Source organism: Cupriavidus sp. 05N38 (assembly GCF_056397345.1).
This window is the reverse complement of sequence record NZ_JBFTNF010000015.1, coordinates 1-12,828: the sequence shown is the minus strand read 5'-3', so window position 1 is coordinate 12,828 and position 12,828 is coordinate 1. Positions and strand designations below refer to the sequence as shown.

General features: G+C 62.6%; 8 protein-coding genes and 1 pseudogene. 4 read left to right on the top strand and 5 right to left on the bottom strand.

Features of this window, described 5'->3' with window-relative positions:
• Positions 1 to 212 precede the first annotated feature (212 nt).
• Positions 213 to 3,131, bottom strand: a complete 2,919-nt coding sequence (locus AC1DK4_RS13560) for an autotransporter outer membrane beta-barrel domain-containing protein (protein ID WP_441619494.1) — start codon at positions 3,129 to 3,131, stop codon at positions 213 to 215.
• 929 nt (positions 3,132 to 4,060) lie between these two features.
• Between AC1DK4_RS13560 and AC1DK4_RS13555 the strand changes: the two genes are divergently transcribed.
• From AC1DK4_RS13555 to AC1DK4_RS13545, 3 genes are read left to right on the top strand one after another with little or no spacing between them, the layout of a single operon-like run.
• Positions 4,061 to 4,552, top strand: coding sequence for a polyhydroxyalkanoate granule-associated phasin (locus AC1DK4_RS13555; RefSeq protein WP_441619493.1), 492 nt, complete (start codon positions 4,061 to 4,063; stop codon positions 4,550 to 4,552).
• The gene (locus AC1DK4_RS13550) at positions 4,549 to 5,448 is read left to right on the top strand and encodes a class I SAM-dependent methyltransferase (protein WP_441619491.1); all 900 of its coding nucleotides are present in this window, start codon (positions 4,549 to 4,551) and stop codon (positions 5,446 to 5,448) included. Before AC1DK4_RS13555 ends, AC1DK4_RS13550 begins: the two co-directional genes overlap by 4 nt.
• A gap of 48 nt (positions 5,449 to 5,496) precedes the next feature.
• On the top strand, positions 5,497 to 6,777 hold the full coding sequence (locus AC1DK4_RS13545; RefSeq protein WP_441619489.1) for an Nramp family divalent metal transporter: 1,281 nt from the start codon (positions 5,497 to 5,499) through the stop codon (positions 6,775 to 6,777).
• 254 nt (positions 6,778 to 7,031) lie between these two features.
• On the opposite strand, the gene AC1DK4_RS13540 is transcribed toward AC1DK4_RS13545, so the two are convergent.
• Positions 7,032 to 7,496 carry a hemerythrin domain-containing protein gene (locus tag AC1DK4_RS13540; protein ID WP_441619487.1) on the bottom strand — a complete coding sequence of 155 codons (465 nt, stop codon included), beginning with the start codon at positions 7,494 to 7,496 and terminating at the stop codon, positions 7,032 to 7,034.
• Positions 7,497 to 8,196: 700 nt separating this feature from the next.
• Positions 8,197 to 8,443 (bottom strand): annotated as a pseudogene (locus tag AC1DK4_RS13535) (ISNCY family transposase); the annotation flags it as partial.
• Between the two features lie 196 nt (positions 8,444 to 8,639).
• Here AC1DK4_RS13535 and AC1DK4_RS13530 point away from each other — a divergent pair.
• Positions 8,640 to 10,109 (top strand): alginate export family protein, encoded by a 1,470-nt coding sequence (locus AC1DK4_RS13530; RefSeq protein ID WP_441619485.1) that lies wholly within the window; start codon positions 8,640 to 8,642, stop codon positions 10,107 to 10,109.
• A 169-nt stretch (positions 10,110 to 10,278) separates the two neighbouring features.
• Here the strand turns inward: AC1DK4_RS13530 and AC1DK4_RS13525 are convergent, their stop codons facing one another.
• Both AC1DK4_RS13525 and AC1DK4_RS13520 read right to left on the bottom strand, forming a co-directional pair.
• On the bottom strand, positions 10,279 to 11,013 hold the full coding sequence (locus AC1DK4_RS13525) for an IclR family transcriptional regulator (RefSeq protein ID WP_441619484.1): 735 nt from the start codon (positions 11,011 to 11,013) through the stop codon (positions 10,279 to 10,281).
• A 361-nt stretch (positions 11,014 to 11,374) separates the two neighbouring features.
• Complete coding sequence (locus AC1DK4_RS13520; protein ID WP_441619482.1) at positions 11,375 to 12,775, bottom strand: ISNCY family transposase; 1,401 nt, start codon at positions 12,773 to 12,775, stop codon at positions 11,375 to 11,377.
• Positions 12,776 to 12,828: the final 53 nt, after the last annotated feature.

The window sequence follows — 12,828 nt, the reverse complement described above, 5'->3', positions numbered from 1 at the left end:
CGCCTTGGAGTATGTCCGACAGGATGGAGCCGGGGTCGGGCAGGAGAATATTGCGCGGCAAGCCCACTGGTGCCCACGGTGAGACGAGCCGCCGGCGACGGCGTTCGTGGCGCTCGAACTGGACTGCTCGATCGGGGGATGAGGTTCCTACAAGGCAGACAAGGGAGACAAGGGAGCACGCCTCCCGGCGTTCTCCCCGTCACTGCGCTGGCTTAGAACGGCAGGCGCAACTTCACCGATGCCGTCTGGTTGGTGAAGCGGTCGCGCACCTCGGCGTCGTAACGCACGCTCACTTCCATCGCCTTGCTGTTGGTCACGACGAAGCCGAGGCCGCCGCGTGCCAGCCAGCGCGCCGGCGACATGCCGCGCGTGACGAACTGCGCGCCGCCGCCGACGTACGAAGCGGTGATGGCCGACTGGCCCGCCATCGCGTCGTAGCCAAAACCGAGGTTGGCCGTGAACATGGCGTGCTCGGTAATGCCCTGGTTCAGGCGGGCTTCGGTGGACAGGATCAGCTCGCGCGTCGAGTTCTTGCCGACCGCCAGGCTGAGCGCATCCGCGCCGTTCTCGGTGTAGGCCGCATCCTGGATGAACGTGTAGTCGGCGCGCACGGACGGCGTCACGGTAGTCTTCGCCGCGAGGTTCAGCATGCGGCCGAGGCCGACGCCGACGTGGGCGTTCCAGCTGTTGTAGCTGGAGGACGCGCGGCTGTTCAGGCCGCCGAAGTTGATGTTGCGCTGGCCTTCGTTATGGCCGGTGCCCACGTCCGCCTGCACGCTGATGTCGGTGCTGGCATCGAGGCTGTAGCTGCCGTAGCCGATCAGGCGGTAGCCGTCGACGCTGGCGCTTTGCGCCGCCACCGGCGAGTTGCCGTCGATGCGGCTGTGCATGTAGGAGAACGCACTGCCCACGCGCACCTTGTCGCTGACCACGCCGTCGGCGCCGAGCAGCATGCCGTAGGTGTTGGCCTTGTAGCCGGCCACGCCGTCGCGGTCGCTTTGCTTGGCCCACGAGCCTAGCGGCTTGAACCAGAGCTGGCGGTCGGAGACGAACTCGTCGCCCGAGGACAAGCCGCGGTTGGCTTCCTGACGCGACTGGATCACGCGGTTGGTGGCGTGCATGGCGGCGCTGTTGACTTCCGTCATGCCGGCGGTCATCAGCGGCAGGGTCTGCTTGACGGCGTCCGATACGGCTTGCTCCGTGGACAAGGTGCCCAGCGCCGTGATCGCCGGAGCCATGGCAGCCGGGGCCGACGAGCCTTGCGAGATCAGCGCGTCCAGGACCTGCGCGGCGCCCAGGCCTGGCGTGTTGCGCGCACCGGTGACACTGCTCACCACGGTGATCACGGGCGCGGGGGTGGGCGTTGGCTCCTGCGGTGGCGTCGGGGACGTCGGCGTGACTGGCGCGGCCGAACACGAGGTGGCGCCGGCGCGGGCAACGCACAGGTCCACGGCATTGCCGTTGCGGGTGGCGATGAAGTCGAACAGCGCGCTGTTGTCGGTCACCGTCAGGGCCGGGCCGGCCACCAGGGTGCCGGCGGTGAGCACGCCGGGTTGCACGCTGGTGCCGGCGACGAGGGATGGCGCGCCGATGACGTTCACGCCGATCTTGTTGCTGGCCGAGATATCGGCGGTGCCGGTGACGGCCAGCTTGCCGTACGCGCCGTTGGCACCGATGCCGGTCTGGAACACGCCGCCCGCCGCTTGCGTGTAGTTGCCCGCGATGGTAGCGGTGGTGCCGGCCGCGACCGCCAGCGTGCCGGCATTGTTCACGCCTGCGGATGCGCTCACCGTGTGGCGCTGGTTGAACACCGCGTTTTCGGCAATGTTGAACGTGCCGACATTGAACGTATTGCCCGACGTGAACGTGCCGTTGACATTGACCACGGAATTGGCGCTGCCGTTGACTGCGCCCGTCACCGCGGCGCTGTTCAGGTCGATGTTGAGCATGGCGTTGCCGAGCGAGACAGCGCCGTTGAGTGTGCCGGTCAGGCTCACGCCGTGCGTGATCGTGCTGGCCGTGTCGATCGAGATCGCGTTGGCGGCATTGATCGTGCCGGCCACGTTGATCGCGTCGATCGTGCTGTTCACGACGTTGATGCCGGTCCCCGAACCGCCTGGCGACGTGGCGTTGATGGTGCCGTTGTTGTTGATGCTGCCGGTGATCGTGCTGTTCTGGACGTTGATGCCGTATGCCATGCCACCCAGGCTGATGCCCGGCAGCCCCGCGAGGACCGTGCCCGTGCCGCCGGTCGCGGTGATCGTGCCGTCGTTGCGGATCGACGCCACCGTGCTGGCGCCAATATTGATGCCGGTCGCAGAGCCGCCGGCGCTGCCGAATATCCCGGCGCCAATGGCGTTGCCGCCGGTGGCGGTGATCGAACTTGCCGCACCATCGTTGACCAGCGCGCCAACCGTTGCCGACTGGAGGTTGATGCCGGTGGCTGCGCCGGGGCTGGTACCCGGCATCGGAATGCCGCCGCTAATAAAAGCGGCGCCGCCGGTAGCCGCGATGCCGCCCTGGTTGGTGATGTTACCGACCTTGGCCGTCGCAATGCTGATGCCGGTGGCGGCCCCACCGGCACCGTTGTCGAGGCCCGGCATGCCCATGGCACCGTTGCCGCCGGACGCGGCGATGGTGCCGCCGGCGACGTTCAGGATGCCGCCCAGCGTGTCCGACGTGGCGCTGTTGCTGACGACAGTAATTGCGGTGGCGCTGCCGCCGTTGTTCATCGGCGTCGGCATGGCAGGTATCCCGGCCGTGCCGATGCTCTCGATCCGCCCGTGATTTTCGATGTTGATGGCGCGCGAGAGAAGCGGCCCGGTCACCGAGACGCCGGCGGCGCCCGCCACGCTGATCAGCCCGCTCGGCGAGGTGACGTTCACGCTGCCGGCCGATCCCAGCACGCAGGTCTGGGCCATCGAGCCGGCGACGGTGTTCGCGCCCAGGGGCGCGCATGCCGGCGGCACGGCCAGGGCCGGCATCGACGCGATCGCGCCCAGCGCCACCAGCGCGGCACTGGTGATCGAGCGGGGTATGGACGGCGGCGTGGCCGCGCACAGGGTGGATGCTGCTGAGGTGCTGCGGATGGCAGGGCGTGCCTGCCCTCGAATGCTGCGATGCTGTTTCATGTCTTACGAGGACCCGGTGATCGGTAAATTGCGAAGTAGACTTGCCGCTTGATTGTTTTTTGTGATTTCWTTGTTTTCTTGTTGACCGTCTTGCCTCTCCGGTTGTCGCGTGATGGGGCCGCTGGTAGCTCCGTTCGCTTTGCGCCCGGCGCACGCCCGCATCCGAGGTTGTGGAGGGCTCCACGCCCGGTTGCTTCTGGGCACAGAAGGGGCCGCGCTCTGGCTGCGAAAGTTCGCCGACGCCGGACGCAGCGTTGCTGCACCCGCTTATCGGCAGCGACGCGGAATTCTTTAGTGGCTGAGGATGTGGGGCAGTGGGCCGCTGCCCTGGAGACCCGAAGGCGCGCCGGTGTGAATGCCGGATCCTGTCCGGTCCGCGGACCGCCTCGCGCTTTTTTCGACAATCCGATGCGAGGCCGAGAAACACCCGGGACATGTCCCGGGGTTGGTCTGGATGATGACCTCCACTGCCTCGCCAAACGGCGGCGGGGAAAATTTGGCGGTTGAGTCCTCGCGATCCAGTGCACTGTATGTATATACAGTGCCCACGAAAATATTGAGCGCCTGGATTCGGATGTGCTGCCAGTTCCATCCTTGTTCGTTTAACCGGTCAAACGAACAACGCGTCCTCAAGCCTGGACGTCATTTCACCGCTTTTCAACGAACGTTGCTGCGTTGCGGCATTTTCTACAAAAAGATGGCTAACTGACCGGCCGAGGCTACTATCTGGGCAGGTGGCCTGGCAGACGGTGCCCTTCATTTGCACGCTCCGTACGGCTTGCTTCGAGCCACCGCTGTCGTGTGCCCGATAGGGCGCGCATGGCATAGATCCTGCGCGGGAGTTCGGAGCGCCGATGCGCAAAGCTCGGCGTTGACTTTTCTCCTCCGCCACGAGTCGCCTTTCCACTGCGTTGCCCTGGGAACCCCTTATGCCTTCATCGATTCTCTCGAAGTCTGTCACGGACGCGTCTTCGAACTTCTCGCGCCTCTACACTGAAATATTTGAACTGCTCCACGCGACCGTCGAAGTCGTTTCTGTTCGCACGGCTCGCATGGCAAAGGCTTTGGTGGCTCCGGACGAGCGGGACCCGCACGAGTTTAGCCTCATGGGCCGAGAGAAGGGCGAGGCCGCGTCCGAGTCGATAGGTGCTTTGGGCGCAGGCTTGCTCAGCCTGACCGTGGTGCTGGCGAGCGAGACCACAAATCACTTTTGGGCCGCCTCCGCAGCGGCATCCACGCTGGTAGCCAGCCGCTCAACATCTCAGTGGCTCGAGCGTCAGGAGGCGTTCTTTAAAGTGGCTTGCGACCATCCCGCCAGTCCGCTGCAGCTCACCAACTGGGGGACATGTCTGATGCAGGAGGTTCTCGCACCCATCCACGTCCGGGCGACGGCCAACGCGAAACGCCTAGGGGCGCCATGAACGCTGTCCGGACCGCGAAAGCACATCTCGCGAGCAACGGCGAGCGACGTGCGACCAGTAGCATCGAAGACGGAATCAAGATCTCGCCGACCCTCGAAGGGGTTTCGGAAACCATGCTATGGACGCTATACGACCGCGCATGCGAAGCGCGCCGCGCTGACAGTATCATTGCAGACCCCCATAGCGTGCGCATCTGCGACGCCCTGGAATATGACTTCGCCGGCCGCTTCGGCACGCCCATTGGCTCATTCTCTGCGCGCGCCGTGGAGTTCGACCGCTTATTGAAGCGCTGGCTCGAGCGGCATCCTGACGGTCTGATCATTTCCCTGGGTGAAGGCCTGGAAACGCAAGCGCATCGTGTCGACAACGGCCGAATGAGTTGGATTACGGTCGACCTTCCGTCCGCGATCAAGCTGAGGGAGCGCTTTCTACCATCGTGCGCACGGTTTCGCCACGTCACGTCGAGTGCCTGCGAGGCGCGCTGGGCAGACGGAATCAAACCGGGCACTCCGGTGTTTATCGTCGCACAAGGCCTGTTCATGTATCTTGAGCCGGAGGCGGTGAAGGGCATTTTTATTCACATAGCAAATCGTGTTCCAGGTGCCGAAATAGCGTTCGACGCCGTTCCGCGCTGGTTCGCCCAATTAACGGACTGGGGCGTCATGCTCACGTCCGGCTATCGCCTGCCTCCGATGCCTTGGGGTGTCGATAGGGATGAGATAGAGGCGCGGCTTCGTACCTGGTCACCCGGGATCTCTTCCCTGCGCGTGCTTGAGTACCGAACACCGCGTGGGTGGCCCAAACTCGCCGAAGACTTGCTCCGCCTCAACCCGATGACCAACCGGCAGATGCCATTCGTTGTGCATGTGAAGCTGACCAGAAGGAACCGTCAATGAAGCGCTCCGTCGCGGCGGCAGATCGGACCGCGGTCAGAAGGAGGGCGAATGCCTGTGACAAGGACGACCAAGAATCGGCGGAGCTTTCTCGTGAATCGGCTCGGTCCCGGCCTGATCACCGGCGCCTCGGACGACGATCCGAGCGGGATCGCTACTTATTCTCAAGCAGGCGCGCAGTTCGGTTACCTGATGCTATGGACCATTCCTCTGACGCTGCCGCTCATGATTGGCATCCAACTGGTCAGTGCGCGACTCGGACGCGTTTCAGGCCGCGGCATTGCGTCGAATATCCGCAAACACTATTCCCCGCTGATGGCGCTCCCCTTCGCGGTCCTGGTTGTGCTGGCAAACGTTATCAACGTGGGCGCCGATGTGTCTGCCATGGGGCAAAGCATGAAGCTTCTGGCGGGCGGCTCCTATATCCTGTACGTCTATTTGTTTGCGCTGTTCTCGCTGCTGGTCCAACTGTTCTTGCCGTACCGGCGCTATTCCGCCTATCTCAAATGGCTGGCACTCTCACTACTTGTCTACGTTTTCGCGGCCTTCCTGCTCCACGTCGATTGGCGCGCTGCACTGCGGGGCACGTTCATGCCGCGCGTAGTCTGGTCCAAGGAGTTCTTCACAACCCTGATCGCGGTCTTCGGCACCACCATCAGCCCATATCTGTTCGTATGGCAGGCCGCCTCGGAGGTGGAGGAAGTAGATCTTGAGCCAAAGGCCAGGCCGCTCAAGGACGCCCCGATGCAAGCGCCTTATCACCTGTCCCGTATCACATTTGACACGACGGTGGGCATGGTTGTGTCCGCGGCGATCGCCTATTTCATCATGATCGTAGCGGCGGCTGCGCTTCACGCCAACGGGGTGACCGAGATACAGACGACAGCCCAGGCAGCAAAAGCGCTGGTGCCCGTCGCAGGTCGTTTTGCGCAAGCGCTGTTCTGCGCCGGTGTCATTGGAACCGGGCTGCTCGCGGTGCCCGTATTGGCCGGCTCCGCGGCGTATGCGGTGGCCGAAGCGTTTCGGTGGCGGCGCAGTCTTGAAGAAAAGCCGGCGGGTGCCAAATGGTTCTACCTGGTGTTGACCGGTGTGATGGTGGCCGGCACCGCGATGTGCCTCCTGCCGTTCGATCCATTCAAGATGCTCTATTGGAGTGCGGTTCTCAATGGCGTGGCCGCCGTACCCGTCATGATCATGTTGCAGTTGCTCTCGCGACGACAGGCTGTCATGGGCTCGTTCTGCTCGTCGCCGTGGCTTCAGGCGGTCGGCTGGGTTGCCACGGCAGCCATGGCGCTGTCTGTCGTCGGCCTCATCGTCACCCTGTTTGTCTAGTCCGGCGAAGCGCCCGGCACATTGCGCGGGTGGTAAGCTCAGCCGGCAGTGCGGGACAGGCGGTATCGTGGATCGGCTGCATGCCTGGCGCCACGCCAGATCCAGATCCAGATCCACAAGCGTTTCATCGTGGCCACGGACATCAAGGTCTACTGCGTTCCTCAGCATCCGTGGCAACGCGGCCAGAACGAAAACACGAACGGCATCTCAGTCCATCGCAAGCCAAACGCAACGCCGCAGAGAGCCATCCTCACTCACGCTGGCTCGCCCAGCAGCTCCGATTTCCGTGCCTCCAGTTGCATGGCAACTTCGCGAAGGTCGATCTTTGCCTTGATCACCGCGGGAAAGAGTTCGCTTTCCTCTTCCTCGACATGGTGGCCAACATACTCGGTCAAGACCTTGTAGTTCGCATCGAGCATGTCCGGGTCTCCCGCTTCGATTTTGGCAATCAGTGCCTTCGCCACGCCATGCTCGACCTTGGCTTCATCAAGCATGTCGTCAAGCTTCTCCGACACGCCGCGCAGGGCAGGGTAGAAGATCTCTTCCTCGATCTGCGCATGGACTGACAGCTTCTGACATGTCTCCGTGGCGATCGCGTGTTTTTCTGCGACGGCCTTGGTGGCTTCGAATTGCTTGAAGAGCTTCTTCACGGCACGATGGTCATCCATCAGGAGGCCGAGGGTCGTGCGTTGTTCAACGGGTATTTTTGACTTGTCCATGAGGACCTCCGTAGGGGAAAGTTGCGCACTGCGGATGCGCACTGTTGGGGTATTGCTGCGCGGAGCGTCAAGCGCGCTCAACGGCGCTTGCGCCTTTTCACCGGCTTCGTGGTTGTCATCCCATCGGTCCAGGCCGCCATCATCTGCCTCGCGCCTTCCGTCATCGCATTGGAAGCCGCACGCTTGCCTTGCGCTGTCAGCCGGCCGCGCGCCGCAGTATGGAATGACCGGATTAACGGCACTTGGCGTCCCGGGCCTGGTCGATCGTGGCGCCGCCGGTCCCTTGCAGCGGCCGCCCATGAAGCCGGTCGATATCGGCCTATCCCGCGCTTTCCGGGGCAGGCTAGTCCCGGCATGGCAGCCAGAGCGAAGCATTATTTGGTCCAGCCAATCGTCCCACGACTACTTGCATGGTTGTCGGAGCACCAACAGGCCACGCAGCGCTACCTGCGATGAAGACCTTGTTCATTTGCGGAAGTTTGGTGCAATAGACGGTGGCAATATTTACCAGGTTTTTGCAGAAAGGCAGCACGCCCGGCAAGTGATAGCGGAGCAATTGCAGCCGCGCTGGGGCGCCATGGCGACGCCTCCACAAAGGGGGGGCGCATGTTCGGCGGCACCTCGGTCCCGGCATCCAGGACCGCGAATCTACCGCCTGCCAGCAGCAAGGCGACTAGTCCGGACGGCCGGTGCGGGGCCGCGGCCGGTGAGCATCGAAGTCGCTGCGCGGCGGCTTGSCGAAGCGAGCATGGAAGTCGGCGATAAAGGCTGGCGCAAAGACGTTGGCGGCTGGCATGGCGCTGATCCCGCGCAGCCGCAGTTCCTTGACCAGGCGCTGCTGCAAGGTGCCATTCATCCGCTCGACACGGCTCTTGGCGGGGCTGGAATTGGCGCACAGGATGTCGATATTGAGCTCGAACAGCGGCCCGCCCGAACTGGGTGTAGCCACGCGCGGATTGAATCCCGCTTTGAGGGGCACGCGACACGCTCCTCAAAGCCCGCATCCAGGCCTTGGCCGGCTGCAGGAAGGTAAAGGCGAATCGGTCACCCGGTTCTTCTGGTGATCTTGCTCTCGCAATCCTATTCTTGTGCTGACGCGGTATCTCAGCGGTCGCCGGCGAATCCTTGCGATGCGGAATGCCCATGATGACAAAACTTGTCCAGGCGGTTAGCCGGCGGCTGGTTCGCCAAGTGGGGCAGTACAGTATTGCTCAATCGATACTTGCCAGCCTGGGGTTTCTTATTCTCGCGAACGATGCAGTTGCCCAGCAGACGTTTGTCGCTCCAGGCAGCGCGCCGCCGCCGTACAAGTTGCTACGCTACGATGAGGATTTCACATACCTTCGGGATCCCACTCATCGCGGCGATCTTTGGGATCCTGTCAAATACATCCCGATTGGACCGCATGACTGGTCACTAAGCCTTGGCGGCGAGTTGCGGGAGCGGTTTGAGAACTACTCCGAGGCCAACTTCGGGGTGCCGGGCAAATCCGCCGACGGATACCTGCTTCATCGCCTGCTGCTCCACGCCGACCTGCGTGCCGGTGACTATTTCCGCGGCTTTCTTCAACTGGGAAATCAACTGGCAGCGGGCAAGACCGCGGCGGCACCGCCCTATGTCGACCGCCTCGACGTACAGCAAGCCTTCGTCGACTTTAGGGCACCACTGACGGGCGACGCGAATGCCGACCCCGACTTGCGAATCGGCCGTCAGGAGATGGCATTGGGATCGCAACGCCTCGTTTCGGTTCGGGATGCGCCAAACGTCCGTCGCGCTTTCGATGGCGTTCGCCTGGGGGGCGCGGTCGACAAGGTGCGCATCGATGCTTTCGTCACACGTCCGGTTCTCCTGCAGACGGGCAATTTCGACGACCATCCAAATCATGCGCAGGGCTTCTGGGGCCTGTATACGACCTTTCCCAGGAGCTTCATCCCCGCATCCGGCCTCGATGTCTACTATCTGGGCTTCGAAAACAGCCGAGCGCTGTACAGCGCAGGAGCTGGTGTCGAGAGACGGCATTCGATCGGCGCGCGCATCTTCGGCAGCGGCAAGGGCTGGGATTGGGACTGGGAGGCCCTGGCACAATTCGGAAGCCTTGGCCAACAAGACATCCGGGCGTGGGGGTTCTCAACGGACACCGGCTATACATTTCCCGTCGCCGACTGGAAGCTCCGCGGGGGCTTCAAGGCCACTGCGGGGAGCGGCGACCATGACTCCCGCGATGGCCGGCTTGGTACCTATGGTGGCCTGTTTCCAAAACTTGCGTACTTCAATCAAGCCGGTCTCCTCGGCGCTTCCAACGTGCTGGACGTACAGCCATCCGTAACGCTGGGACCCAATGAGCGGGTCAAGATCACCATCGCCTGCGACTTCATTTGGAGAGAGACGACAAACGACGCAGTTTATACGGCGATAGCCACTCCGATCGCCGGTACGGCGGGACGCCCTGGTCGCTACACGGGCAGTCAGCTTTCTGTCGACTTGTCCTGGCAAGTCAACCGGCATATAGCCATCAATGCCGGCATCGTGCATGTGGACGTGGCAAAGGTCCTGAGCAGCGTTGGCGGCCACAACACTAACTTCACCTATGTCTCGGCTGGCTACAAGTTCTAGCAGGCCGCAGATTTCCTTCGCTACATCGATGGCAAGGCTGCCAGCGGGACCACACAGCAGTGCAAGCCCCCCTCGCATTCGATGATGCGGTGCTCCTTGCCAGGCGCGGAATTTATCGCGCACGGACGGAGAATCCTGCGCTATCCATTTGGCCCGCGAGACTCCGCCTTCAGGGGAAGAACTCCTTGCGCGCATCGAGCAGGATCGCCACGTATCGGTCGAGATTATCTTCGACCCGCTGCGTGGGTCCCACCAGTGACAGTGAAGTCAACCTGCCACCGACCTCGCCGGCGATACCCACGGCGGCGACGCCCTGACTGCCTTCGTCCTTGGCCAGGTACCATTTCTCACGAGCGCACTTCTCAATTTCGCTGCGAAGGACGCTGACGTCGCGAATGGTGTTGGGAGTGACCGCCGGCAAGGGCAGGGCGTCGATCAGCGCATCCCGCTCCGTCTTCGGCATGGCCCCGAGAATGGCCTTGCCCAGCGCGGCCGAGTGGAGGTCATAGACCGTTCCGGGCCGCACGACGTAGCGCAACGCATGCGGGCTCTCCTGGCAGGCAAAGATCTTGACGTGGTTGCCCTCCAGGTAACCGCACAACGAAGTCTCCCCAGACTCCTTGGTCAGAATCTCCAGCGCCTCGGTCGCGAACGCATGCAGCGGGTCCAGTGCGGCGATACGCTGCGCGACATCGCTCAGGCGTGCCGTCGGGTAGAACTGGCGCGACTTCGGCGTACGCAACAGATAGCCAGCCTCGCGCATGGTGAACAGCAGATCGGAACAACTGCTGTCAGCCAGTTCGAGGTGTCGGGCCAGTTCGGAGTTGCTCAGCGGGCGCCCTTCGCGCGCGAAGACTTCAAAGACTTGCAGGACACGGCTGGCAGTGGGAACGACTTGAGGCATGGTTACTGATCAGAACGGAATGATGACGAAGTGGTCTGGCCCGGGTCAACGCAGGGCGGACAGTTCCAGCGCGCTTTGTGCCATCAGCATCGACTGGATCTGGTTGGTACCCTCGGCGATGGTCAGATGGCGCACGTGACATTACTAATTGGGGCCAACATCAATTTGTCCAGGCAAAGTTGAAATGTCCGGGCGCCAGCAAAGTTGAAATGTCCGGTTGTTCGGTGTCATTTCAGTGTTGTTTGTTCTGCTTATGAGGTTCCCGTCGGGCGGTGGTGCTGGCCTGAAGCGGCAGAGTTGTGATCAGGGTGGGGCTGTCATGCCAGCAGGGCGGATTTGAATTCCCAGGTGTCAAGCTGAATCAATTCTCAGTTCCGTTAAGCGGCCACGGTTGCCGCTGTAAGCGTTTTAGCGCTTCCAACATATCGTTCTGATCCAGCGAGCGCTGCGACTTCTTGCCTGGTGGTCGTCCACGCTTGCGGACAACGCCTTCCGTGGCAGGCAAAGAGAGCGATCGTGTGTTGTCGCGTTTCTCCTGGACATATTGCGCCATCTGCAACACAGCTCCGAGTCGCTTGTTATCGACGATGGCGCCTTGATCGATCTCCGACAGTCGGTCATAGATGGTGTGGGGCAGGGTAGCGCCATTCGCCCGTGGCTCAATCCTACCGTCCGGATAGTGATAGACGTCGATATAGCGCCCAGCAAGCTTCCGATGCTCTGGCGTATCGGCCAGCAGGTAGAGCATCTTGTCGTACTGGATCGTCAGGCTCTTGGATACGCAGCGCGGTTCGCGCCAAGTGAAGATCAGGTCCAGGTTCTCATCAGGTCGCAGCGAACGATGCGCGTTATGACTGTTCCGGGGCACCTTGGCAAAGCGCGCGTTGTAGTCAGCGATGAACTCCGGCATGAAGACGTTGGCGTCCTCCATGGTGCTGATCGCGCGCAGACGCAGTTCCTTGACCAGGCGGTCCTGCAGGGTCAGGTGGGTTCGTTCCACACGCCCCTTGGCTTGGCTGCTGTTGGCGCAGATGCCTTCGATGTTCAGCTCAAACAGGGCCCGGGAAAACTGGGTATGGCCGTCACCACCGGTTGCGTTCGGCTTGTTGACGCGGAACACGCTGGCCTTGTCGCTGTAAAACGCCACGGGCTTGCCATGGCGCTCCAGATAGGCGCGTGTCGCGGCGAAGTACGTGAAGGTTGCCTCCGAGTGGGTAAAACGCAGTTCCATGATCCGGCTGGTGGCGTCGTCGACATAGACCAGCAGCGTGCAGGCCGGCGCGCGCTCCTCAAACCAGCGGTGATCGCAGCCGTCGATCTGAATCAGCTCGCCCAGGCATGCGCGACGGTTGCGTGGCTGGTAGACCTTGGGCGGGCGCTGCTTCCTTGGCACCCAAAGCCCGGCGCTCACCATCAGTCGGCGGATCGTTTCCTTGGACAACGTCAGCCCATGGCGCTCGCGCAGCTTCTCGGCGGCCAGGGTCGGGCCGAAGTCGGCGTAGTGTTCCCGGATCAGGCCAAGGGCTACGGATTCGCGGTCCACCGGCATGCGGTTGTTGCTGGGCCGGCCGCGCCGCCGCGACGCGAGCCCGGATGGGCCTTCCTGCCTATAGCGTTCTAGCAGCCGCCGGAACTGCCGATCCGTGATCTCCAACCGTTCGGCGGCCACGCTGGGCCGCAATTGACCATCCACGACCGCCTGAACGGTCTTGAGCCTGTCTAACTCACGCATGCTTACTGTAATGACCTCGGGTCTAGCCATCCTCGGGCGTCTCCATTGCATTCAGCCATCCTCGGGCGTCTCCATTGCATTCA

Coding starts and splice junctions, on each gene's coding strand:
- AC1DK4_RS13555 (WP_441619493.1), top strand. CDS start 4,061: ATGCCTTCATCGATTCTCTCGAAGTCTGTCACGGACGCGTCTTCGAAC.
- AC1DK4_RS13520 (WP_441619482.1), bottom strand. CDS start 12,775: ATGGCTAGACCCGAGGTCATTACAGTAAGCATGCGTGAGTTAGACAGG.
- AC1DK4_RS13525 (WP_441619484.1), bottom strand. CDS start 11,013: ATGCCTCAAGTCGTTCCCACTGCCAGCCGTGTCCTGCAAGTCTTTGAA.
- AC1DK4_RS13545 (WP_441619489.1), top strand. CDS start 5,497: ATGCCTGTGACAAGGACGACCAAGAATCGGCGGAGCTTTCTCGTGAAT.
- AC1DK4_RS13540 (WP_441619487.1), bottom strand. CDS start 7,496: ATGGACAAGTCAAAAATACCCGTTGAACAACGCACGACCCTCGGCCTC.
- AC1DK4_RS13530 (WP_441619485.1), top strand. CDS start 8,640: ATGATGACAAAACTTGTCCAGGCGGTTAGCCGGCGGCTGGTTCGCCAA.
- AC1DK4_RS13550 (WP_441619491.1), top strand. CDS start 4,549: ATGAACGCTGTCCGGACCGCGAAAGCACATCTCGCGAGCAACGGCGAG.
- AC1DK4_RS13560 (WP_441619494.1), bottom strand. CDS start 3,131: ATGAAACAGCATCGCAGCATTCGAGGGCAGGCACGCCCTGCCATCCGC.